General features: G+C 68.7%; 22 protein-coding genes. 14 read left to right on the forward strand and 8 right to left on the reverse strand.

All coding sequences use genetic code 11. From position 1 onward, the window contains the following. From B0E52_RS14530 to rph, 5 genes are all read right to left on the reverse strand, one after another. The coding region (locus B0E52_RS14530) for a DUF1631 family protein (protein ID WP_077484969.1) at positions 1-1,907 on the reverse strand (1,907 nt) is incomplete at its 3' end. Between the two features lie 76 nt (positions 1,908-1,983). Next, positions 1,984-3,165, reverse strand: a complete 1,182-nt coding sequence (gene hemW, locus B0E52_RS14535) for a radical SAM family heme chaperone HemW (RefSeq protein ID WP_077484971.1) — start codon at positions 3,163-3,165, stop codon at positions 1,984-1,986. A 3-nt stretch (positions 3,166-3,168) separates the two neighbouring features. Next, a complete protein-coding gene (gene rdgB / locus B0E52_RS14540) occupies positions 3,169-3,765 on the reverse strand; it encodes an RdgB/HAM1 family non-canonical purine NTP pyrophosphatase (RefSeq protein WP_077484973.1) in 597 nt (198 codons plus the stop codon). After that, on the reverse strand, positions 3,762-4,151 hold the full coding sequence (locus tag B0E52_RS14545) for a VOC family protein (RefSeq protein WP_077484975.1): 390 nt from the start codon (positions 4,149-4,151) through the stop codon (positions 3,762-3,764). Before B0E52_RS14545 ends, rdgB begins: the two co-directional genes overlap by 4 nt. Before the next feature lie 22 nt (positions 4,152-4,173). Continuing rightward, a complete protein-coding gene (gene rph, locus B0E52_RS14550; protein WP_077485057.1) occupies positions 4,174-4,902 on the reverse strand; it encodes a ribonuclease PH in 729 nt (242 codons plus the stop codon). A 70-nt stretch (positions 4,903-4,972) separates the two neighbouring features. Here rph and B0E52_RS14555 point away from each other — a divergent pair, with 70 nt between their 5' ends. The 7 genes from B0E52_RS14555 to B0E52_RS14585 all read left to right on the forward strand — a co-directional run bounded on the left by B0E52_RS14555 (position 4,973) and on the right by B0E52_RS14585 (position 10,158). Next, positions 4,973-5,830 carry a YicC/YloC family endoribonuclease gene (locus B0E52_RS14555; protein WP_077484977.1) on the forward strand — a complete coding sequence of 286 codons (858 nt, stop codon included), beginning with the start codon at positions 4,973-4,975 and terminating at the stop codon, positions 5,828-5,830. Further along, complete coding sequence (gmk, locus tag B0E52_RS14560) at positions 5,827-6,450, forward strand: guanylate kinase (RefSeq protein WP_077484978.1); 624 nt, start codon at positions 5,827-5,829, stop codon at positions 6,448-6,450. Before B0E52_RS14555 ends, gmk begins: the two co-directional genes overlap by 4 nt. 58 nt (positions 6,451-6,508) lie before the next feature. Then, positions 6,509-7,336, forward strand: coding sequence for an ABC transporter ATP-binding protein (locus B0E52_RS14565; protein ID WP_077484980.1), 828 nt, complete (start codon positions 6,509-6,511; stop codon positions 7,334-7,336). Then, the gene (gene mlaE / locus B0E52_RS14570) at positions 7,333-8,106 is read left to right on the forward strand and encodes a lipid asymmetry maintenance ABC transporter permease subunit MlaE (RefSeq protein WP_077484982.1); all 774 of its coding nucleotides are present in this window, start codon (positions 7,333-7,335) and stop codon (positions 8,104-8,106) included. The genes B0E52_RS14565 and mlaE overlap by 4 nt, the downstream gene beginning before the upstream one ends. A gap of 180 nt (positions 8,107-8,286) precedes the next feature. Then, positions 8,287-9,153, forward strand: coding sequence for an outer membrane lipid asymmetry maintenance protein MlaD (gene mlaD, locus B0E52_RS14575; RefSeq protein ID WP_077484984.1), 867 nt, complete (start codon positions 8,287-8,289; stop codon positions 9,151-9,153). A gap of 29 nt (positions 9,154-9,182) precedes the next feature. Beyond that, on the forward strand, positions 9,183-9,860 hold the full coding sequence (locus B0E52_RS14580) for an ABC transporter substrate-binding protein (protein ID WP_077484986.1): 678 nt from the start codon (positions 9,183-9,185) through the stop codon (positions 9,858-9,860). Then, the gene (locus tag B0E52_RS14585; protein ID WP_077484988.1) at positions 9,850-10,158 is read left to right on the forward strand and encodes an STAS domain-containing protein; all 309 of its coding nucleotides are present in this window, start codon (positions 9,850-9,852) and stop codon (positions 10,156-10,158) included. The genes B0E52_RS14580 and B0E52_RS14585 overlap by 11 nt, the downstream gene beginning before the upstream one ends. Positions 10,159-10,228: 70 nt before the next feature. On the opposite strand, the gene B0E52_RS14590 is transcribed toward B0E52_RS14585, so the two are convergent. Then, the gene (locus B0E52_RS14590) at positions 10,229-11,074 is read right to left on the reverse strand and encodes a VacJ family lipoprotein (protein ID WP_077484990.1); all 846 of its coding nucleotides are present in this window, start codon (positions 11,072-11,074) and stop codon (positions 10,229-10,231) included. A 208-nt stretch (positions 11,075-11,282) separates the two neighbouring features. Between B0E52_RS14590 and rpoZ the strand changes: the two genes are divergently transcribed. The 7 genes from rpoZ (at position 11,283) to B0E52_RS14625 (ending at position 19,494) form a co-directional block, all read left to right on the forward strand. Further along, positions 11,283-11,573 carry a DNA-directed RNA polymerase subunit omega gene (gene rpoZ, locus B0E52_RS14595; RefSeq protein ID WP_077484992.1) on the forward strand — a complete coding sequence of 97 codons (291 nt, stop codon included), beginning with the start codon at positions 11,283-11,285 and terminating at the stop codon, positions 11,571-11,573. A 127-nt stretch (positions 11,574-11,700) separates the two neighbouring features. Beyond that, a complete protein-coding gene (locus tag B0E52_RS14600; protein WP_077484994.1) occupies positions 11,701-13,869 on the forward strand; it encodes a bifunctional (p)ppGpp synthetase/guanosine-3',5'-bis(diphosphate) 3'-pyrophosphohydrolase in 2,169 nt (722 codons plus the stop codon). A 106-nt stretch (positions 13,870-13,975) separates the two neighbouring features. After that, entirely contained in the window at positions 13,976-14,359 is a 384-nt protein-coding gene (locus B0E52_RS14605; RefSeq protein ID WP_077484996.1) for a RidA family protein, read from the forward strand. A 16-nt stretch (positions 14,360-14,375) separates the two neighbouring features. Continuing rightward, positions 14,376-16,478, forward strand: coding sequence for an ATP-dependent DNA helicase RecG (recG, locus tag B0E52_RS14610; RefSeq protein WP_077484998.1), 2,103 nt, complete (start codon positions 14,376-14,378; stop codon positions 16,476-16,478). 157 nt (positions 16,479-16,635) lie between these two features. Beyond that, positions 16,636-17,568 carry a nucleoside hydrolase gene (locus B0E52_RS14615; protein ID WP_077485000.1) on the forward strand — a complete coding sequence of 311 codons (933 nt, stop codon included), beginning with the start codon at positions 16,636-16,638 and terminating at the stop codon, positions 17,566-17,568. Positions 17,569-17,641: 73 nt separating this feature from the next. Next, a complete protein-coding gene (locus B0E52_RS14620) occupies positions 17,642-17,887 on the forward strand; it encodes a type B 50S ribosomal protein L31 (protein WP_077485002.1) in 246 nt (81 codons plus the stop codon). Positions 17,888-18,198: 311 nt separating this feature from the next. Further along, complete coding sequence (locus tag B0E52_RS14625) at positions 18,199-19,494, forward strand: citrate synthase (protein WP_077485004.1); 1,296 nt, start codon at positions 18,199-18,201, stop codon at positions 19,492-19,494. Positions 19,495-19,681: 187 nt separating this feature from the next. On the opposite strand, the gene B0E52_RS14630 is transcribed toward B0E52_RS14625, so the two are convergent. Both B0E52_RS14630 and B0E52_RS14635 read right to left on the reverse strand, forming a co-directional pair. Next, a complete protein-coding gene (locus B0E52_RS14630) occupies positions 19,682-20,368 on the reverse strand; it encodes a hypothetical protein (protein ID WP_077485006.1) in 687 nt (228 codons plus the stop codon). A 209-nt stretch (positions 20,369-20,577) separates the two neighbouring features. Beyond that, the gene (locus tag B0E52_RS14635; RefSeq protein ID WP_077485008.1) at positions 20,578-23,106 is read right to left on the reverse strand and encodes a penicillin-binding protein 1A; all 2,529 of its coding nucleotides are present in this window, start codon (positions 23,104-23,106) and stop codon (positions 20,578-20,580) included. Between the last annotated feature and the right edge of the window lie 109 nt (positions 23,107-23,215).

Below are 23,215 nucleotides of genomic sequence, written 5' to 3' on the forward strand. Positions count from 1 at the left end.
TCCGGGGCGTGGGCGACGGCAACGGCCGCTGCGGGCGGGCGGGGCGCGGTGGCAGCAACGGGCGCAGGTGCGACCCTTGCAAGCGTCTCCGCGGGCGGCACCGGCAGCGGCGCCACGGCGGCGGGCATGGGCGGAACCGCTTCCTCGCCGACCAGGCGCAACGCCACCTGGCCGGCTTCCTCGGCGTGCATGCCGATCTGCTGCAGGCCGGCCTGCACCTCGCGACGCAGCAAGTCGGCGTCGTCCACCGGCAGGCGGCCCAGCAGCTGGTCGGTGACGCGCAGGCGCTGGGCGACCGCAGGGCTGTCCTCGCCGTGCTGCAGCAGGGTGAGCGCCAGCACGTCGGCCCAGGCGCGGTCGAGCAGGGCGCGCAACAGGCCGCGCGGCGGGCTGGCGTTGAAACGTTCGGCCAGCAATTCACCGGCACGATGGCGCGCCAGGTCCAGTTTTTCGCGGCCCTGCATCGCCTCGACATGGCGGCGTTCGGAGGCCTGGGCGCGGCGGCTCAGCTGGCCGAGATGGTGCTCGATGTCGGCCAGCAGGCTGGTGTAGAGGCCGGCACTGGGCGGTTCGTGCTGCGCGCGGTCGACCAGCTGGTTGAGCCGCGCGGTGAGTTGCTGGTCGGCTTCCCCGTCGGGGCCGTCCAGCCAGTCGTTGGCGGCCTCGGCCACGGCGCCAAGCAGGCGCCGCGCGGGATGTTCGCGCTGGTCGAAGAAGTCGTGGTCGGTGACGGCCAGGCGCAGCATCGGCAGCTGCAGGTTGTCCAGCACCGAGCGCGCGTGTGGGCCGTGGTGCAGTTGCCGCCCGATCTGCTCGAACAGCATAGCCACCAGTTCCACCGTGTCGTCCTGCTCGGCGCTGAGCCGGGTCGGCACGGCGCCTTCCGGTTTGCCGGCGTTGAGCTGCAGCAGCAGCTCGTCGCGCAGGCGCTGCGCGCTGCGCAGTTCGCGGCTGGCCTGGTCGGTGACCTGGGCCAGATGCTGCTGCAGTGCGCCGAGCGCGGTCTGCAGCTCGTCGGCGGTAGCCGCACGACCGGTGGCCGCGGTGCCACTGACGCCAACGCGGCGCTGGGCGAGCAGGTCGCGCAGGTTTTCCAGCACCGTGATCGGCGCCTGCGGCGCGCCGGCGATCGCGGCAGTTTCGGGCGTCGTCGTGGCGGTGGCCGGAGCCTCGTTCGCCGGCGCGCCGCGCGTGGCGGGAGTGGCGCGTGGCGGCGCATACGGACGCAGCTGCGGCAACAGGCCGTCGCCGCGCAACTGCGTGTTGACGTCCTCGTAGAGCGGGCCCGCCGCCACGATCACCGTCTGCTCGAAGCTCTGCAACAACAGCAGCCGGTGTTCCGGCGGTATATCCAGGCTGGCGATCGCGGCGCGCAGGGCGTCGGCGAGGCCGGCCGGCGCGATCGGCAGCGCCGCACCCTCCAGTGGCGCGGCACCGACCAGCACCGCGAAGCGGTAGGCGAGTTCGGTGAGCACCGGGCCGTGATGCGCTTCGCCGCGCGCGGCGACCTTGTCCAGCGTGGCGGTCAGTTCCTGTTCGCCGCGTTCGAGCAGGCTCAACGGCTGATGCGCGAGCGCCTCGTCCGCGCCCTCGTCGACCTCGCCCAGCTGCGCGAAACCCTTGCGCAGGTGGTCGGCATAAGCCTGCATGAAGGCCGGGCGCTGCAGCTGCAGCTGTGCGCGGCTGTCGAAGCAGTACTGCTGTTCGAGATGGCTGCGCGAGCGCTCGGCCTGCAGGTACAGCTCGTGGTCGAAGCGGTCCAGGCAGCTTTGCAGCGCCGGTTCCAGCCACTGCCCGCACAGCGGGCCGATCACGTTGAGCAGGCGCTGCGTGCGCGCAGGCCAGCGACCGCGTGCGCGGCCGCCCGTGGCGTTGGTCGAGTACCGGTGCAGATGCTCGGCATCCATGACGCGTTTCCGTCGATTCCCCTGAACGGAAGTGTAGGCTGGTTGCCGCAGGGCCGCCATGGCCAAGGCGGGTGGTTCAGCCCAGAAAGCTTGCTATCACGTCGTTGAGGAAACGCTGGCCCAGTGCGGTGGTGCGCAGCCGCTTCGGATCGTCGGCCAGCCAGCCGCGGCGGTGCGCTTCGGCCAGCGGGGCGGCGATGCGGTCCGGCGGCAGGCCGGTGCGCTCGGCGAAGTCGGCCAGCGGCACGCCGTCGACCAGGCGCAGTGCGTTGAGCATGTACTCGAACGGCAGTTCGTCGGCGGCCACCACGTTGTCGCCGCCGATGCGGGCGGGTCCTGCGGCGGCTTCCATGTACGCGCGCGGGTGGCGGGTCTTCCAGCGCCGGCGCACGGTGCCGGCGGTCGCGTCGCTGAGCTTGCCATGGGCGCCCGCGCCGATGCCGAGGTAGTCGCCGAAGCGCCAGTAATTGAGGTTGTGCGCGCAGCGCCGGCCCGGCTGCGCATAGGCGGAGATCTCATACTGACCGTAACCGGCCTGCGCGAGACGCGCCTCGCAGGCTTCCTGCATCGCCCAGGCGTGGTCGTCATCGGGCAGCGGCGGCGGGTTGGCGGCGAACGCGGTGTTCGGCTCCAGCGTGAGCTGGTAGTGGGAGAGGTGCGTGGGGGAGAGCGCGATGGCGCGTTCCACGTCGGCCAGCGCACCGTCCAGCGTCTGCTCCGGCAACGCGTACATCAGGTCGAGGTTGAGGTTGGCGTAGCCGGCGTCCTGCGCCGATTTCACCGCGGCCGCGGCCTCGGCGGCCGAATGGATGCGACCGAGCCGGCGCAGCTTGTCGTCGTCGAAACTCTGGATGCCGAACGAGAGCCGGTTCACCCCGGCGGCGAGATAGCCGTCGAAGCGGCCGTGCTCGACGGTGCCGGGGTTGGTCTCCAGCGTGATCTCGCAATCGCTGGCGAACGGCAGCCGTGCGCGGGCACCATCGAGGAAACGCGCGATCAGCTCCGGTGCGAACAGGCTGGGCGTGCCGCCGCCGAAGAAAATGCTGATCAAAGGCCGGCTGCCGATCTCGTGGTCACGGGCGGCCGTGCCGAAGTCGGCGAGGTCGGCGTCGAGGTCGGCCAGCAGCAGTTCCACGTACTCGGCGTACGGCGGCGGCGCACCGCGCAGGCCGTGCGAGTTGAAGTCGCAGTACGGGCACTTCTTCACGCACCACGGCATGTGGACGTAAAGCGAAAGCGGGGGCGCGATCAGCGACATGGCTCAGGCGTGCGGGCTGGCCAGCCTCTGGCGCAACCCGGCCAGCGCGCGGCCGCGGTGGCTGATGCGGTTCTTGAGGCCCGCCGGCAACTCGGCGGCGCTCGCGGTCTCGCCATCGGGCAGGAACAGCGGGTCGTAGCCGAAGCCCTGCGTGCCGCGCGGCGCGTGCAGCACGCGGCCGTGCCAGCGGCCTTCGGCGATCAGCGGTGCCGGGTCCTCGGCATGGCGCAGCAGCACCAGCACGCAGATGAAGAAGGCGCCGCGCCGCTCGTCCGGCACGCCGTCGAGTTCGCGCAGCAGCCTGGTGTTGTTCGCGGCGTTGTCGCCGTGCGTGCCGGCGTAGCGCGCCGAATACAGGCCGGGCGCGCCGTCGAGATGCTCCACGCACAGGCCGGAGTCGTCGGCCAGCGCGGGCAGGCCGCTGGCGCGCGCGGCGTGGCGGGCCTTGAGCAGGGCGTTCTCGATGAAGCTCAGCCCGGTTTCCTCGACGTCGTCTACGCCGAGACTGGCCTGCGGCACGACCTCGAAACCGCCGTCGGCGAGCAGTGCGCCGAATTCCTTGAGCTTGCCGGGGTTGCCGCTGGCGAGTACGAGTTTCATGGCTTCAGTTCCAGCAGGTCCCAGCGATTGCCGTAGATATCCTCGAAGACCGCAACGGTTCCGTAATCTTCGTGGCGCGGTGTTTCTGCAAAGCGCACGCCGCGCGCTTTCATCGCGGCGAAGTCATGGTCGAAGTCGTCGGTGTGGAGGAAGAACCCTACGCGCCCGCCGGTCTGGTTGCCGATGCGCGTGCTTTGGGCGTCATTCGCCGCCTTGGCCAGCAGGATGCCGGTTGCAGCGCCGGGCGGGGCCACGAGCACCCAGCGCTTGCCGTCTTCGAGCGGCGAATCCTCGCGCAACTCGAAACCGAGCACCTGCGTGTAATACGCGATCGCCTCGTCGTAATCCGCCACGACGAGCGCGAAACTGGCGATGTATTGGGCCATGGGTGCGGGACCGCGCGGATGCTCAGGGCACCAGCGCCGCGCGCTGTGCGGCCACCAGTTCGGCGATGCCCTTCTCGGCCAGCGCCAGCAGCGCGTCCATCTCGTCGCGGCGGAACGCATGGCCTTCGGCGGTGCCCTGCACCTCGATGAAGCCGCCGCCGTCGTTCATCACCACGTTCATGTCGGTGTCGCAGTCCGAGTCCTCGGCGTAGTCGAGGTCCAGCACAGGCAGGCCCTTGTAGATGCCCACTGACACCGCGGCCACCGCACCGATGATCGGGTTGCGCTTGAGGTTTTCGCGCTGCATCAGCGCGTTCACCGCGTCGACCAGGGCCACGTAGGCGCCGGTGATCGCGGCGGTGCGGGTGCCGCCGTCGGCCTGGAGCACATCGCAGTCCAGCGTGATGACGCGCTCGCCCAGCGCCTGGCGGTTCACGCAGGCGCGCAGGCTGCGGCCGATCAGCCGCTGGATCTCCATGGTGCGGCCGCCCTGGCCGCCGCGCGCGGCCTCGCGCTGCATGCGGGTGTGGGTGGCGCGCGGCAGCATGCCGTACTCGGCGGTGACCCAGCCCTCGCCCTTGCCGCGCAGCCAGGCCGGCGCGCGGTCCTCGACGCTGGCGGTGCACAGCACGCGGGTATCGCCGAAGCTCACCAGCACCGAACCTTCGGCATGGCGGGTGTAGTGGCGTTCGATGGTGACGGCGCGCAGCTGGTCGCTGGCGCGGCCGCTGGGGCGTGCGGACTGGTTCATGAGGGCCATTGGGCAAGGCTGGGTGGGAAAGTTTACCATTGCGGCCTTTCCCGCCGTCCGCAGGCCACCGATGATCCGCAGCATGACCGCCTATGCCTCCGCCGAAACCGGCGGCTCCGCCGGCGCGCTGAGTTGCGAACTGCGCACGGTCAACCACCGTTATCTGGAACTGTCCCCGCGCCTGCCGGACGAGCTGCGCAGCCTGGAATCCCAGTTGCGCGAGCGCATTGCGGCGAAGCTGTCGCGCGGCAAGGTGGACGTCACCGTGCGCAGCAGCGATTCGCGCGGCGAATCGCTGCAAGTCGACAACACGTTGCTGTCCCGGCTGTCCGAACTGAACCTGGACATGCAGGCGCGGTTCCCCGGCATGCAAGTGCAGTTCACCGAGCTGCTGCGCTTTCCGGGCGTGCTGCAGCAGGACGCGGCCGACCCCGAGGCGCGGCAAGTCGCGCTGTTCGAGGTGCTGGATCGTGCGCTGGACGCACTCACCGCCACCCGTGAACGCGAGGGCGCCAAGCTGGGGCAGATCCTGCGCGAGCGGCTGGACGCGATCGAGCGCATCGTGGCCCAGGTGCGCGAATGGATGCCGGAGATCCGCGTCGCGCTGCGCGCCCGGCTGGAGACGCGGCTGGCCGACCTCAAGCAGCCCGCCGATTCCGGCCGGCTGGAGCAGGAGCTGGTGCTGCAGATCACCCGCAGCGACGTGGACGAGGAGCTGGACCGGCTCAGCACGCACATCGCCGAGACGCGCCGCGTGCTGAATCTCAAGGAGCCGGTCGGTCGCCGCCTCGACTTCCTGATGCAGGAGTTCAACCGCGAGGCGAACACGCTGGGTTCCAAGTCGGTGGATGCGCGCAGCACGAATGCCGCGGTGGAGCTCAAGGTGCTGATCGAGCAGATGCGCGAGCAGGTCCAGAACATCGAATGAACGCGCCGCGCACAGGCACCTTGTTCGTAGTCGCCGCGCCCTCGGGCGCCGGCAAGTCCACCCTGGTCAACGCGCTGCTGGAGCGCGAGCCGGCGATCTCGCTGTCGGTGTCGCACACCACGCGGCCGCCGCGGCCAGGTGAGCAGTACGGGCGGCATTACTACTTCGTGGAGCGGGCGGAGTTCGAGCGCGAAGTCGCCGAGGGTATCTTCCTCGAACATGCCGAGGTGCACGGCAACCTGTACGGCACCTCGCGCGACAGGGTGCAAGCGCTGCTGGCGCAGGGTCGCGATGTGCTGCTGGAGATCGACTGGCAGGGCGCGGCGCAGATCCGCAAGGGCAAGCCCGACTGCGTCGGCGTGTTCATCCTGCCGCCCTCGCGCGCGGAACTGGAACGCCGCCTGCGCGGCCGCGGTTCGGATGCACCGGAAGTGATCGAGCGCCGCCTCGCCAATTCGCGCGGCGAGATCGCCCACGCCCACGAGTTCGACTACATCATCGTCAACGACCGCTTCGAGGATGCGCTGGACGAACTGCAGGCCATCGTGCGCGCGGTGCGCCTGCGCAGTTCGCTGCAATGCCGGCGGCACGAGACGCTGATCGCCGAGCTGCTGGCCTGAATGCCGCCGCGCGCCCCGGCTTGGCGCTGTATCGCCGCTCCGCTAACGTAGGCCGCTTATGAACGCCGCCGCCCCCTCCGACGACACGCTGATCCGCATCCGCGGCCTCACCACCGTGCTCAACGGCAAGAAGGTCTTCGACGCGCTGGACATGGACATCCCGCGCGGCAAGGTCACCGCGATCATGGGGCCCAGCGGCACCGGCAAGACCACTCTGCTCAAGCACATCACCGGACAGATGCGCGGCGACGCGGGACAGGTCCTGGTGGACGGGAAGAACGTGCCGGAATTGAGCCGCGAGGCGTTGTACGCGCTGCGCGAGAAGATCGGTTACCTGTTCCAGAACTCGGCGCTGCTCACCGACTTCGACGTGTTCGAGAACGTGGCTTTCCCGCTGCGCCAGCACACGAAACTGCCCGAGGTGCTGATTCGCAACATCGTGCTGACCAAGCTGCAGGCGGTGGGCCTGCGCGGCGCGGCGCCGCTGATGCCCAGCGAGCTTTCCGGCGGCATGGCACGGCGTGTGGCGCTGGCGCGGGCGATCGTGTTCGACCCGATGCTGATCCTCTATGACGAACCCTTCGTGGGCCTGGACCCGATCGCGCTGAACCAGGTGCTGAAGCTGATCCGCACGCTCAACGAGACGCTGGGCATCACCAGCGTGCTGGTGGCACACGAGCTGGAGGCGATCAAGCAGGTGGCCGACCACATCTACCTGATCGCGAACGGCAAGGTGGTGGCGCAGGGCGATCCGCAGACCATCGCCGACGACGGCTCGCCGTGGACGCGGCAGTTCTTCGGCGGCGAGGCGGATGGCCCGGTGCCGTTCCAGTATCCGGCCGGCGACTACGCGGAGGCACTGGGTTTCCCGGGGGGCGAGGCATGAACGCGCGCATCGAACGCGACAACATCGTGACCCAGTCGCTGGGCCAGATCGGCAATTGCGGCCTGTTCCTGCTGCAGATTCTCGCGGCAATCCCGCGCAGCCTGCGCCACGCGCGCGAGACGGTGCGCCAGTTGTGGTTCGTAGGCGCGATGAGCCTCACCATCATCATGGTCTGCGGCCTGTTCGTGGGCATGGTGCTGTCGCTGCAGCTCTATCACGTGCTGTCGATCTTTGGCGGCACCGCGGCCACCGGCACGGTGGTGGCGATCGCGATCTACCGAGAGCTGGGGCCGGTGGTCACCGCGCTGCTGTTCGCCGGCCGCGCCGGCACCGCGATCACCGCCGAGATCGGCCTGATGCGTGCCACCGACCAGATCGCCGCGATGGAGCTGATGGCGGTCGATCCCCTGGCCTACGTAGTGGCGCCGCGCTTCCTCGCCGGGCTGATCGCGATGCCATTGCTGTGCTGCGTGTTCTGCGCACTGGGCATCTTCGGCGGCCACCTGGTCGGTGTGACTTGGCTGGGCATCGACAACGGCACGTTCTGGTCGAACATGACCGCCACCGTCGACGTGTGGCAGGACATCATCAACGGCGTGATCTGGAAGAGCCTGGCGTTCGGCGCCGTGGTGGCGCTGATCGCGGTGTACCAGGGCTATACCGCGCCGCCCACCAGCGAAGGCGTGGCCTACGCCACCACCCGTACCGTGGTCGCCTCGTCCATCGCGATCCTGGCGCTGGACTTCGTGCTGACCGCCTTTCTGATGTGACCCCATGACGACGCGTGGAAGCATCGTGGTGCTCGCGGCACATGGATGTGCCGCCCGCGATCAAGCACGCGAGTGCTTGATTGGCGGAGCCAAGCCCGGACATGCGCCGGGCTCGGCGACTCGAAAAACCGCCAGGAAGGCGGGTTTTCGAGATTCCAAAAAACCTTCGAGGATGTCGCCGTGAGCCAGAGAAAATCCTATGCCGTCGGCACCGGCCTGTTCATCGTGCTCGGCTTCGCCGCGCTGGCCTATCTCGCCACCCAGACCAGCTCGGTGGCGAACCGCCACCAGGGCGCCAGCTATACGGTGGACGCGCAGTTCGAGAACATCGGCCAGCTGAAGGAGCGTGCCCCGGTGAAGATCGCCGGCGTGCGCGTGGGCCAGGTCGAGTCGATCGCGCTGGAGCCGGGCAAGTCGGTGGCGGACGTGAAGCTGGCCATCGACAAGCAGTACGCCACGATCCCCGCCGATTCGGTGGCGACGATCTTCACCAGCGGCCTGCTCGGCGACCAGTACGTGGGCATCGAGTATGGCCACGCGAAGCAGTATGTCGCCGCCGGCGGCAAGCTGGGCCTGACCCGTTCCAGCCAGCCGCTGGAGGAGATGCTCGGCAAGTTCTTCGGCGCCGGCGGTTCGGCCGATGCGATCGGCGGCAGCTACGAAGTCACCGCGCATTTCAGCAATGTGGGTTCGCTGTCGGCGGGTTCGCCGGTGAAGATGGCGGGCGTGGCGATCGGCCGCGTGCTGTCGGTGCAGGCCGAGCCGACCAAGCTGGATGCCGTGGTGACGCTGGCGATCGACAATCGCTACAACCAGATCCCTGACGATTCCGCCGCCGCGGTGTTCACCAGCGGTTTGATCGGCAGCCAGTACGTTGCGATCCAGCCCGGCGGTTCGCCGGACATGCTGAAGAACGGCGACGAGATGATCCTCACCCAGTCGGCGATGCAGCTGGAAGACCTGATCGGCAAGTTCCTGGTCAACGGTTCCGGCGACGGCGCGAAGAAGGATGCCGGCTCGTCCACCACCCCCGCCGGCAAGCATTGAGCCGGTTCCCCGCACACAGGAGTTTCCGCATGATGCGTCATCTGGCTTTCGCCATCGCCGTTGCCTTCGGTGGCGCGCTCGTCGCGCCGGCCTTCGCGCAGCAGGCCGCCCCGCAGGCCGCCGCCCAGCAGACCCCGGAACAGGTGGTGCAAGAGATCGCCCACCAGCTCGACACCGCCGTGGCCGGCCACAAGGCCGAGCTGCAGCAGAACCGTGAAAAGCTGGTCGGCATCATCAACCAGGTGTTCCTGCCGCACTTCGACGTGGACTACGCGGCGATCCTGGTGCTTGGCCAGCACGCCCGCGAAGCCACGCCCGATCAGCGCACGCGGTTCGCCAAGGCGTTCTACAACTCGATCACCCATCGCTACGCCGAGGGCCTGCTCAGCTACACCAATGGCGCGGTGAAGGTGTTGCCGTTTGCCGGCGACCTCAACGCCAAGCGCAGCGTGGTGCGCACCCAGGTTGCCACCGGCGACGGCAAGACGGTGTCGGTGGATTTCGTCTTCCGCAAGACCGCCAGCGGCGAGTGGAAGGCCTACGACGTGGTGATCGAAGGCATCTCCTACATCACCAACTACCGCAACCAGGTCGATGCGGAGATCCGCAAGGTCGGCCTCGACCAGCTGATCAAGAACCTGCAGACCCAGGGCGACCAGGCGCTGAAGGCGATGGAGCAGCAGGGCGGCAAGGCCAATGGCGGCTGATTCCGCGCTGCGGCTGGACCTTGGCGCGCCGGGCGTGCTGGCGCTGTCCGGTGCGCTGAGCTTCGCTACCGCCGCCGCCGCGCTGCAGGCGCTGGACGAGGCCTTGCAGCCGGGCGATCGCGCAAGGCTCGATCTGGCCGGAGTGAGCAGCTGCGACAGCGCGGGGCTGGCCTGCCTGCTGGCCGTGCTGGCCGAAGCGCGTCGCCGCGGCCACGCGCTGAGCCTGCAGCAGATACCGGACGGGTTGCGCACGCTGGCCCGGGTCAGTGGCGTGGAAGGCTTGCTGGCGCCGACCTGAGGCGGCATCGGGACATGCACAAGAAAACGGGGCCATTGGCCCCGTTTTCTTGTGCATGGGTGCGCGTGGCTCAGCTCTTGGTCGGCGCGGGCTTCGAGGTGGCGTGCTGCTGCTCCCACTGCTTCTGCTGCTGCAGCAGCTCGTCGGGATCGAAGCCCGGCTGGTCGACCCCCTGCATCTTCTCGATCACGTCGGCCGGCGGATTGCCGTCGTACAGCATGTACAGCCGGCGCTGACGGTAGGCGTCGCGCAGGAAGGCGTAGGGGTCGTAAGCCGACTGCAGGAAGCCCTCCGCGTCGATCAGCTGCGAGCGCATCGACACCACGTACAGCACCTGCGGCAGGTAGTACTGCCCGTAGTTGAAGGCGTGGTTCTTCGCGATCAGGCTCAGCGGGTCGAAGAAATAACCGTCCACCGGGTAGTGCCAGACGTCGCGCATGGTGCTGGGGCCGAGCAGGGGCAGCATCAGGAAGTCGCCCTCGGGCACGCCCCAGCGCGCCAGCGTGATGCCGAAGTCGGTGGTCTGCAGCGGCAGGCCCAGCTTGGTGGCCGGATCGAAGATGCCGCCCACGCCCACGGTGAGGTTGATCAGGAAGCGCCCGGTGCTGCCCAGCGCCTCGGAAGGCCGCGCCTGCAGCAGGTCGTTGGCCACCGTGATCGGCATCTGGATGTTGGTGAAGAAGTTGTTGACCGAGCGCCGCACCGGCGGATTGGTGACCTTGCGATAGCCCACCGCGGCCGGGCGCAGCACCGCCTTGTCCAGCGTGTCGTTGAACGCGTAGACCTTGCGGTTGACCTTCTTCAGCGGGTCGTCGGTGCGCGGTGGCGCGATCGCGCAGCCGGCCAGCAGCGCCACGGCGAGCAGGGCGAGGCCGCGGCGCAGCAGGGAGGAGGGAAGCGGGGAATGCGTCGGCATGGGGTTGCGGCCAGGATGGGGGTGTGGCTGGAAACGCTGGAGCTTCAATAGTGTACTGTCTGGTTTTATATTCTGCACGCGTTTCGCGCTGCTTTCGTGGGCCGGCGGCGAAAACCGCTTATGGTACGCATGACTCGCATTGCCAGGCCAGCGCTGGCTGCTCTACACTGGCGACCTGTATAAGTCTCTATTTTTTTGAGGATTTGGCATGGCACGCATTACCGTGGAGGACTGCCTCGAGGTGGTCGACAACCGTTTCGAGCTGGTGTTGATGGCGACCAAGCGCGCCCGTCAGCTCGCCAAGGGTGCCGAACCAGCGGTCAATCCCGACAATGACAAGCCCTCGGTGCTGGCGCTGCGCGAGATCGCCGGTCGCCGCATCGACCAGGCCACCATCGACGAGATCGACAAGGCCGAGCGCGAGCGCGCCGAACGCGAGGCGCTGGAATGGGCCGCCGCCGAAGTGGACGACGATCTGTCCAAGGTCGGCGACGATTGATGGAGGGCGGCTGTAGACCGCGCACGCATCGCATCGGGGCGGCCGATGTGCATGCACGCGCGGCCGGTCGCGTTCCTCCAGATTGCATGACCGCGCTGTCGGCGCGACCTCGTCGGCGCGTCCAGCCATGACCGCCGCCAGCACGCCAACCGCCATCGACCCCGCCGCGCTGCCGCCCTACGTGCTGGCGCTGAAGGACCAACTCGGCTATCTGCCGGCGCCGCAACTCGAGCGCGTGCTGCGCGCGTTCCAGGTCGGCGCGCAGGCGCACGCGGGCCAGACCCGCAAGAGCGGCGAGCCCTACATCACCCATCCGGTCGCCGTGGCCGGCATCCTCGCCGAGCTGGGCATGGATGCCGAGACCATCATCGCGGCGATCCTGCACGACACCTTGGAAGACACCGCGCTCAGCCGCAGCGCGCTGGCCGGCGAGTTCGGCGAGACCGTGGCCGAACTGGTCGACGGCGTCACCAAGCTGGACAAGATGCGCTTCGGCAGCCGCCAGGAGGCCGACGCGGAGAGCTTCCGCAAGATGCTGCTGGCGATGGCGCGCGACCTGCGCGTGATCCTGATCAAGCTGGCCGACCGCCTGCACAACATGCGCACGCTGGGCGCGAAGGACCCGCCCTCGCGCCGCCGCATCGCGCGCGAGACGCTGGAGATCTACGCGCCGATCGCCCAGCGCCTGGGCATGAACAAGATCAAGGCCGAGTTGCAGGATCTCGGCTTCCGCGCATTGCACCCGGACCGCTACCGCGTGATCAGCGAGCGCATCCGCGCGGCGCTGGGCAACCGCCGCGAGGCGATGGGCCGGATCGAGACCGCGCTGTCGCAGCGGCTGGCCGCCGAGCACCTGCCGGCGCGCGTGGTGGGGCGCATCAAGTCGCCGTGGAGCATCTATTCGAAGATGCACGGCGAGCACAAGAGCTTCGCCCAGCTGATGGACGTGTACGGCTTCCGCGTGGTGGTCGAGAGCGCGATGAACTGCTACATGGCGCTGGGCGTGGTGCACGGGCTGTACAAGCCGGTCGACCGCCGCTTCAAGGACTTCATCGCGATCCCCAAGGCGAACGGCTACCAGTCGCTGCACACCGTGCTGCTGGGGCCGTTCGGCGCGCCGATCGAGGTGCAGATCCGCACCGCCGAGATGGATTCGGTGGCCGAGCGCGGCGTGGCCGCGCATTGGGCGTACAAGACCGATTCGGGCCCGGCCAACAGCGCGCAGGCGCGCGCCCGCGAGTGGCTGTCCTCGCTGGCCGACAGCCAGGTCAACACCGCCTCGTCGGACGAGTTCATCGAGAACGTCAAGATCGACCTGTTCCCCGACGAGGTCTACCTGTTCACCCCGCGCGGCGACATCCTCTCGCTGCCGCGCAACGCTACCGCGCTGGACTTCGCCTACGCCGTGCACACCGACGTGGGCGACCACGCCGTGGCCGCCCGCGTGGACAAGAAGCTGCTGCCGCTGCGCACGCGGCTGGAATCCGGCCAACTGGTGGAGATCATCACCGCGCCGTCGGCGGTGCCGAACCCGGCCTGGCTGGAGTCGGTGGTCACCGGCAAGGCGCGCACCGCGATCCGCCAGTACCTGAAGCACCTGCAGCACGAGGACGCGGTGGACTTCGGCCATCGCATGCTCGACCGCGCGCTGGAGGCGCGCGGTGGCAGCCTCGACGCGATTCCGTCCGAAGTGCTGGACCGTTTCCTGCACGAGATCCGGCTGAAGCGGCTGGAGGAACTGCTGGCCGAGATCGCGCTGGGCAACCGCATGCCCGACGTGGTGGCGCGCCACCTGCTTGCGCTGCGCGACGGCCAGTCGGACGACACGGCGCCCGGCGCCAATCCGGTGCACGAGAAGATCCGCATCACCGGCGCCGAGCGCGGCGTGCTCAGCTTCGCGAACTGCTGCCATCCGCTGCCGGGCGATCCGATCATGGGCTACCTGTCGCCGGGCAAGGGCATCGTGGTGCACCGCGAGGAATGCCCGAACGTGGCCGAGCTGCGCAAGTCGCCGGAGCGCTGCGTGGCGATCGAGTGGGACCACGACGTGCAGGGCGACTACCGCGCCGAGCTGCGCATCGAGGTGATCAACCGCCCCGGCGTGCTCGCCACCATCGCCGCGGCGATCGCGGCGGCCGATTCCAACATCGACAACGTGGAATACGCCGAGCGCGATCTCGCCGCCGCCACCTTGCTGTTCGCGATCGAGGTGAAGAACCGCAAGCACCTCGCCGACGTGATCCGCCGCGTGCGCCGCACCGGCGTGGTGAGCGGCGTGTATCGGTATCCCTTGTAGCCGGGAACAGGGAATGGGGAGCAGGGAATCGGCTGGCGAGCCCGCACTCGCGCGCGCTACGCTTGGGCCTTTCCGATTCCCCAATCCCTGACCCCGAGGAAAACCCATGTCCCGCCAGATCATCGCCACCACGGAAGCTCCTGCCGCGATCGGCCCCTATTCGCAGGCCGTGCGTGCCGGCGACACCGTGTACTTCTCCGGCCAGATCCCGCTCGATCCGGCCACCGGCAACGTGGTCGAGGGCGACATCACGGCGCAGACGCGCCGCGTGTTCGACAATCTGGTGGCGGTGGCGCAGGCCGCCGGCGGCTCGCTGGCGCAGTTCGTGCGCGTGGGCATCTACGTCACCGACCTGGCGAACTTCGCCGCGGTGAACGCGGTGATGGCCGAGTACTTCCAGGCGCCGTACCCCGCGCGTGCCACCATCGAGGTCTCCGCATTGCCCAAGGGGGTGCAGGTGGAAGTGGACGCGATCATGGTGCTGGGCTGATCCGTTCCGCGTGGCGATGAACGTCGCCGCTGCTGCAACGGACGCGGGCGCGCAACCCGTGTCGTCGCTGCCGGGCGTGGGTCCGGCGCTCGCAGCCCTGCTGCACAAGCTCGGGCTGGAACGCGTGCAGGATCTGTGGTTCCACCTGCCGCTGCGCTACGAGGATCGCACCCGCGTCACCGCCATCGCCGATCTGCGCCCCGGGCAGAGCGCGCAGGTGGTGGGCACGGTCGAGGCGGTGGAGCGTGGCTTCCGCTATCGCCCCCAGCTCAAGGTGGCGCTGGGCGACGAGTCATGCCAGACCCTGCAGCTGCGCTTCTTCCATTTCAACCGTGCGCAGGCGGAGCAGCTGGCGCCGGGCGCGCGCCTGCTGTGCTTCGGCGAGGCGCGCTTTGCCGCGCAAGGCCTGGAGATGGTGCACCCGCAGTATCGTCGGCTGGCCGCCGGCGAGGCCGTGGCGGTGGAGGACAGGTTGAGCCCGGTCTATCCCGCGACCGAAGGCCTGGGCCAGAAACGACTGGCCGGCGTGATCGCCAAGGCGTTGGCGCTGCTGCCGCCGGAACCGGCGCTGGAGCTGATCCCGCCTGACCTGTGCGCGGCACACGGTCTTGCCTCGCTGCGCGAAGCACTGCTCACCGTGCACCGGCCGCCGCCCGACGCGCGACTCGACCTGCTGTTGCAGGGCCGGCATCCCGCGCAGCAGCGCCTCGCCTTCGAGGAGCTGCTGACCCAGCACCTCAGCCTGAAGCGGATGCGCGCCGCGATGCAGCGACGTCGCGCACCGTCACTCGCCGTCGCCGGTGCATTGCGCCGGCAATTGCTCGCCGCGCTGCCGTTCGCGCTCACCGCCGCGCAACAGCGCGTGGATGCGGAAGTGCGCCGCGATCTCGCGCAAGCGCAGCCGATGCTGCGGCTGGTGCAGGGCGACGTGGGCTCGGGCAAGACCGTGGTCGCCGCGCTGGCCGCGCTGGCCGCGGTGGAGTCGGGCCGCCAGGTGGCGCTGATGGCGCCCACCGAGCTGCTGGCCGAACAGCACCTGCGCAACTTCCGCCACTGGCTGACGCCACTGGGCGTGGAGGTGGAATGGCTGGCCGGCAAGCAGCAAGGCAAGGCGCGGCAGGCGGCGATGCGCCGCGTGGCCGAGGGTGCGCCGGTGACGGTGGGTACGCATGCCTTGATGCAGGAGGACGTGGCGTTCGCGCGGCTGGGTCTGGTGATCGTCGACGAGCAGCACCGCTTCGGCGTGCAGCAGCGCCTCGCTCTGCACGACAAGGGCGCCGACCACGCGCGCGGCGAGGTACCGCACCAGTTGGTACTCACCGCCACGCCGATCCCGCGCACGCTGGCGATGAGCGCGTACGCCGATCTCGACGTTTCCGCGATCGACGAGTTGCCGCCGGGGCGCACGCCGGTACAGACCGTGGCGGTATCCAGCGCACGCCGCGCCGAGGTGATCGAGCGCATCCGCGTGGCCTGCGCCGAGGGGCGGCAGGCCTACTGGGTGTGCACCCTGATCGAGGAATCCGAACAGCTGCGCGCGCAAGCCGCCGAGGTGGCGCATGCGGAGCTTTCGACCGCGTTGACCGACTGCAAGGTGGGGCTGATCCACGGCCGCCTGAAACCCAGGGACAAGCAGGCGGTGATGGATGCGTTCAAGGCCGGCGAGCTGGCCGTGCTGGTCGCCACCACGGTGATCGAGGTGGGCGTGGACGTGCCCAACGCCAGCCTGATGGTGATCGAGAATTCCGAACGGCTGGGCCTCGCCCAGCTGCACCAGCTGCGCGGGCGGGTGGGGCGCGGCGCCGTGGCCTCGAACTGCGTGCTGCTGTACCAGCGGCCGCTGGGCCAGTTGGCGCGCGAGCGGCTGGCGGTGATGCGCGAGACCAACGATGGTTTCCGCATCGCCGAGAAGGACCTGGAATTGCGCGGCCCCGGCGAAGTGCTGGGCACGCGACAGACCGGCCAGCTCAGCTTTCGCATTGCCGATCTGTCGCGCGACGCGCATCTTTTGCCCGCGGTGCAGCAGGTTGGCGAGCGCCTGCTGGCCGCGCACCCGCGCGAGGCGGATCGCCTGATCGCGCGTTGGATCGGCGGCGCGGCGCGCTATGCGCGGGCATAACTTTTGCGATCATCTCTGATCGCGAAAAAATCGTCCGGAACGATTTTTGACATCGCGTCAGCGATGGCCCGAAGGGCGGCCGCCAAGGATGGTGGCCGCAAGATCAAACGGGCGGCCATCCATGGCCGCACTTTTCAATTCTTGCGATGATCCATCCATGACCAAACCGCAACTGCTGATCGACACCGACCCTGGCGTGGACGACGCGCTGGCCATCATGATGGCGCACGCGCATGCCGATATCGCGGCCTTGAGCGTGGCCGCTGGCAACGTGGGCCTGGGCCATACCGTGCGCAACGCGCGCACCTTGCGCGACCTGCTGGGCGCGACGTTCCCGGTGTTCGCCGGCTGTGCCACGCCGTTGGTGCGCGCGCAGGACGAGGATGCCGCCTTCGTGCACGGCATGGACGGTCTTGGTGATGTGGGCTTTCCCGAGCCGAAGGCTGCGGCAGAGGACGAGGCGGCCGCGCTGGCGCTGCTCAGGCTCACGCGCGAACGTCCCGGCGAGCTGACCCTGGTGGCGCTGGCGCCGCTGACCAATCTCGCGCTGGCGTTGCGGCTCGATCCGACCTTGCCGCAGCGGGTCAAACGGCTGGTGGTGATGGGCGGCGCGGTGACCGGCCACGGCAACACCGGCAGGATTCCCGCGGAGTTCAACATCGGCTTCGACCCCGAGGCCGCGCACGTGGTGTTCGAGGCGTTTCCCCGGTTCGACCTGGTCGACTGGGAAGCCACCCTGCGCCACGGTTTCGACGATGCCGAATTCGATGCTTGGCTGGCGGCGGGAGACCAGCGCGCGGCGTTTTTCGGCAAGGTGTTCCGCACCGCGCGCGACTACAACGCCAAGCACGACCGCAGCGGCGTGGTCGCCGCCGATGCACTGGCGATGGCGGTCGCGATCGATCCCTCCATCGTCACGCGCAGCGAGACCCGGGCGGTGGCGGTGGAGCTGGACGGCCGGCTCACCCGTGGCGCTACCGTGGTGGACTGGGCGAGCCGGCTGGGTCGGCCCGCGCAGGCGCGCATCGTGCTGGAGGTGGACCAGGCCCGGTTCGCGGCGATGGTGCGCAAGGCGCTGGGGGCGGCGTGATGGCCGCGGCGGTTGACGCAGCGCCGCATGGCTGGGTAAACTTGTCCTCTTTTCACGTTGCATTGAGCCCGTCATGAAGCCCGATATCCATCCGAATTACCGTCAGGTGGTGTTCCAGGATCTGTCGTCCGACTTCGCGTTCCTGACGCGTTCGACGATCAGCGCCAAGGACACCGTCAAGTGGGAGGACGGCAACGAGTACCCGCTGATCAAGGTGGATATCTCCAGCCATTCGCACCCGTTCTACACCGGCAAGCAGAAGACGCTGGATGTCGGCGGCCGCGTGGACAAGTTCCGCAAGCGTTACGCGCAGAAGTAAGCGCGCGCCGCCGCATCGCGGCGACCGCTGATGCATCCGCGCACGGGGCAGGCCTTGGCCTGCCCCGTGCGTTTTTGCGCCCGCCATCCCTGGCAGGCGCCCTTCGGGCCATCGCTGCGCGATGTCAAAAATCGCTCCAGGCGATTTTTTGCGTCCCGCGTACGACCATCCGCGAACGCATGTGCGACCGGTCGATGTGCGATAATGTCCGGATTGCATCGACGCTTTCCCCGGCACGATGCCCGTTCCCCTCGCCGGTTGGTGCTGCCCCGTGGCTCCGGTCGACGACGACCCATGCTAAGGAGGTTCCCGTGTCCGATCCCAAGACTGTCAAGCTGGTGGATGAGTCGACTCAGCGCAGCAGCACGTTGCCGCTGGTCGCCGGCACCCTCGGTCCGGCCTGCATCGACATCGGCACGCTGTACAAGGACACCGGACACTTCACCTACGACGTGGGCTACGGCTCGACCGCCAGCACCAAGAGCGCGATCACCTACATCGACGGCGACCAGGGCGTGCTGCTGTACCGCGGCTACCCGATCGAACAGCTGGCCGAGAAGTCCAGCTTCCTCGAGGTGGCCTACCTGCTGCTCAACGGCGAGTTGCCGAAGCCGGCCGAATTCGCCGGCTTCGAGCACGACGTCGCGCATCACACGATGATGCACGAGTCGCTGAAGAACTTCTTCCAGGGCTTCCACCACGACGCGCATCCGATGGCCATGCTGGCCGCCGCGGTGGCCTCGCTGTCGGCGTTCTACCACGACGATCTCGACGTCGAGAACCCGGCCGACCGCAAGCTCGCCGCGATCCGCCTGATCGCGAAGATGCCGACCATCGCCGCCGCCTGCTACCGCTATTCGATCGGCTGGCCGTTCCGCTACCCGCGCAACAACCTCGAGTACGTCGACCGCTTCCTGCACATGATGTTCGAGGTGCCGAGCGAGCCGCTGCAGATGAGCCCGGTCGCGGCCAGGGCGCTGGACCTGCTGTTCATCCTGCACGCCGACCACGAGCAGAACGCGTCAACCTCGACCGTGCGCCTGGTCGGGTCCACCGGTGCCAACCCCTACGCCTCGATTGCCGCGGGCATCACCGCGTTGTGGGGCCCCGCGCATGGCGGCGCCAACGAGGCGGTGCTCAAGCAGCTCAAGGAAATCGGCACGCCGGACAACGTCGAGTCGGCGATCCTGCGCGCGAAGGACAAGAACGACAGCTTCCGCTTGATGGGCTTCGGCCACCGGGTGTACAAGAACTTCGACCCGCGCGCGAAGATCATCCGCGAGATGTGCCACAAGGTGCTTGCCGAGCTGGGCGTCAGCGACCCGCTGCTGGACGTGGCGATGAAGCTGGAGGAGGCGGCGCTGAAGGACGAGTATTTCGTCGAGCGCAAGCTGTATCCGAACGTCGATTTCTACTCCGGCATCATCTACAAGGCGTTGGGCATCCCCACCGAGATGTTCACCGTGATGTTCGCGATCGCCCGCACCGCCGGCTGGATCGCGCACTGGATCGAGCAGCACGAAACCCCCGGCGCACGCATCGGCCGTCCGCGCCAGATCTACACCGGCCACGACGTGCGCGATTACATGGCGTCGGACAAACGCTGATCCGCAGCCTGCCAGTCCGAAAAACGCCCGGCATGCCGGGCGTTTTTTTGCGCGGGTGATCGCGGTTTTTTGAAAAGTGCGGCCATGGATGGTCGCCCGTTTGATTCTGCGACCACCATCCTTGGCGGTCGCCCCTCGGGCCATCGCTGGCGCGATGTCAAAAATCGCTCCGGGCGATTTTTCGCGATCAGGGACGATCGCAAAGCCGGGCCCGCGCCAGCATGCGCTCCAGCTCATCCGCGTCGCCGTCCTCGGCCAGCAGGGCCTCCACCGCGGCCAGCCCGGCGCGATGCATCGGCTTCTCGTCGACGCGGTCCAGCGGCGCCTGGCGCAACGCGTCGCGCGGCAGCACGGTGAGATCGAACGGCAGCGCGTCGGCGGCGAACAGCAGCACCGGGAACTCGGCCTGTTCGTCGCGGCTGACGCGCAGGCGGCGCGTCTGCGTTTCGTAGGGCACGCCGTGCTCGTGCAAGTAGCGGTGCACCGCATCGGGATCGTCGCTGAACACGTGCAGGCAGACCGCCGAATGCGCGTCGGCAGTGCCGTCCAGCACGGCGCCGACCAGGCGCGGTTCGAAGCGGGCCAGGAAGCGCATTGCCTCCAGCGCCGCCTCGCGGCGCGCGCGCAGCAGCTGGGGCTGGCTGTCGGCGAGGAACAGGCGCTGGTGCTCGCGCAATGCCTGCTCGATCTCCTGGTTGCGCGGCAGCGCCTGGGTGTCGAGGATGCCCAGCCGTTCGGCGGCCTTGAGCTTGGCGCGGTGGAAGTCGCGGATGCCGTGCTCGCTCATCAGGCGGGCCGCTTCCTGGGCCACGCGCCGCCGGTTGCGCTGCTGGCGGTCGCTTGCATGGATGCGGTGATGTTCGCCTCGGGCCATGTCGGTTCCTCCGCCGCGTGCGCATCCAGACTAGCGCAAGCGGCGGAACGCGGGAACCGCCAAACCCCCGCGTGCCCTGCGGTACAGGGATATACCGCACGCGATCAAGCACGTAGGTGCATGGTCGGCGGAAGCGAGTCCGGACATGTGCCGGGCTCGCTGACTCGAACAATCGTCGGGACGACGGTTGTTCGAGATTCCTGTACGGCTCAGAAGATGTTGTAGGGGTTCTGCTGTTCCTGCTGCTGCTGGGTGGCCTGGCTGCGCAGGCGGTCCACGTCTTCGACCTTGAAGAACTCGTTCATGCTGTCCGGGTCGTCCGGCGTGGTCGGCAGGCCGCTGGCGCGGTCGATCAGCACGGTGGCGATGCCTGGCGGCATCGGCAGCGAGTTCTCCGGCACGTCCTTGAGTGCCGCACCCATGTAGTCCATCCAGATCGGCAGCGCGGCCTTGGCGCCGAATTCGCCGTGACCCAGCGAGCCGTAGTTGTCGAAGCCCACCCACACCGAAGTGGAGATGTTGCCGTCGAAGCCCACGAACCAGGCGTCGCGGTGATCGTTGGTGGAGCCGGTCTTGCCGGCGAGGTCGGGGCGATCCAGCGCCTTGGCGGCCGCACCGGTGCCTCGCAGGATCACGTCCTTCATCAGCGAGGTGATCAGGAAGTCGGTGCGCGGGCCGAGCACGTGCGGCGCCAGCACCGGCGGATGCGCGCCCGAACCGTGGGCGTCGGCCGGCAGGGTCTCCACGCCGGAGTCGTCGACGCTGGCAGCGCGGGCCGGCGCCGCGGCGCTGGAAGTCTCCGCGAGGCTGTTCGCCGGGCGCTTGCCCATGTCCGCCGGCGGCGGTCCTGGCGGGGTGTTCTCCAGCAGGCGTTCCTGGCATTCGCGGCAGGCGCGCGCGGGGTTGGCGAGGTAGACGGGCTTGCCGTTGCGGTCGTCGATCTCGCTGATGAAGTATGGAGTCACCAGATAGCCGCCGTTGGCGAACACCGCGTAGCCGCGCGCCATGTTCATCGGCGACACCGAGGCGGTGCCCAGCGCCATCGACAGATTCGCCGGCAACGCGTCGAGCGGGAAGCCGAAGCGGGTGATGAACTCGCGCGCGTAGCGCACGCCGATCGCGTCGAGCAGGCGGATCGAAACCAGGTTCTTCGACTGTACCAGCGCCTCGCGCAGGCGCATCGGGCCGGCGAACTTGTCGTCGTCGTTGTTCGGCGTCCACAGGCCACCGGGGCGCGAAGGGTCGGGCAGCGCGATCGGCGCGTCATTGATGATCGACGCGGGCGTGAAGCCGTGGTCGAACGCCGCCGAGTACAGGTAGGGCTTGAAGCTGGAACCGGGCTGGCGCGCCGCCATCACCGCGCGGTTGAACTTGCTGCGGGTGAAGCTGAAGCCGCCCACCAGCGCCTCGACCGCGCCGTCCTCCGGCCGGATCGAGGCCAGCGCCCCCTGCACGGCGGGAATCTGCGCCAGCTGCCAGGCGCCCTTGGCGTCCTGCGCCACGCGCACGATGTCGCCGCGCTTGAGCACTGCGTCCACCCGCGTCGGCGCGGGGCCGGTGCGACTGTCGTTGACGTACGGCCGCGCCCACGCCAGCGTGGCGAGATCGAGCCGGGTGTTCTGCCCCGAGGGCAAAAACAGCGTGGCCGCGTCGGCGGAGCTGGCGACGACCAGCGCCGGATCGAGTCCGGAGATGTCGGTGTAGCCGGCGAGCGCACGCACGTAATCCTGCGGGCCGGCGTCCGCGGCCAGGTCCTGGTGCGCCTCCGGACCCCGCCAGCCGTGGCGCTGGTCGTAGTCGATCAGGCCCTTGCGCACCGCCTCCACCGCGGCCTGCTGGCGCGCACTCTGGATCGTGGTCTTCACCACGTAGCCCTCGGTGAGAGCGTCGTTGCCGAGACGGTCCAGCACCTGCCGGCGCACCATCTCGGCGAGGTAGGGCGCATCCACCTGGATCGGCGCCTCGTGCGGCACCGCGTCGTTCGGTTCGGCGATCGCGGCCTGGTACTGCGCCTCGGTGATGTAGCGGTGCTTGAGCATCTCGCCCAGCACCCAGTTGCGCCGCGCCAGCAGGCGCGGCGGGCTGTTCAGCGGATTCACCACCGAGGGCAGCTGGAAGGTGGAGGCGATCGCCGCGCACTGCGCGATCGTGAGCTGGTCCAGCGTCTTGCCGTAGTAGTACGAGGCCGCCGCGGCCACGCCGTAGGAGCGGTGGCCGAGGAACATCTTGTTGAGGTAGAGCTCGAGGATCTGGTCCTTCGAGAGCTCATGCTCGATGCGCAACGCGATGAAGATTTCGGTGAGCTTGCGCGAGTACAGCTTCTCCGGGCTGAGGAAGAAGTTGCGCGCGACCTGCTGGGTGATGGTGGAGCCGCCGGGGCCCTTGTCGCCGCCGGTGATGAGCACATGCCAGCCTGCGCGCGCGATGCCGCGCCAGTCGACGCCGGGATGGTGGTAGAAATCGGCATCTTCGGCCGACAGCACCGCGTGCTTGAGGTTGGGGGGCACCTGGTCGATCGCCACCGGGATGCGCCGGGTTTCGCCGAAGCTGGCGATCAGCTTGCCGTCGGCACTTTCGACGCGCAGCGGCACCTGCATGTGGTAATCCTTCAGCACCGCCACCGAGGGCAGCCGCGGCGCCACCAGCCAGTACGCCACCCCGACCGCGAGAACTGCCAGCAGAAAACCCGAGAACGCCAGGATCAGAGCCCAGCGCAGCAGACGCTTGAGAATACGCATGTGTGGGGAATGGCCCGTGTCGAAACCCGACAGAGTATAGGGGTTGTGCCGCAAACCACTTTGGAGGGGTATATCTTCGGTAGCAGGCTCGCCTTGGCCGCAAAATCGT

This window comes from Rhodanobacter sp. C06, assembly GCF_002001105.1.
In the GTDB taxonomy this organism is placed as follows: Bacteria; Pseudomonadota; Gammaproteobacteria; order Xanthomonadales; family Rhodanobacteraceae; genus Rhodanobacter_A.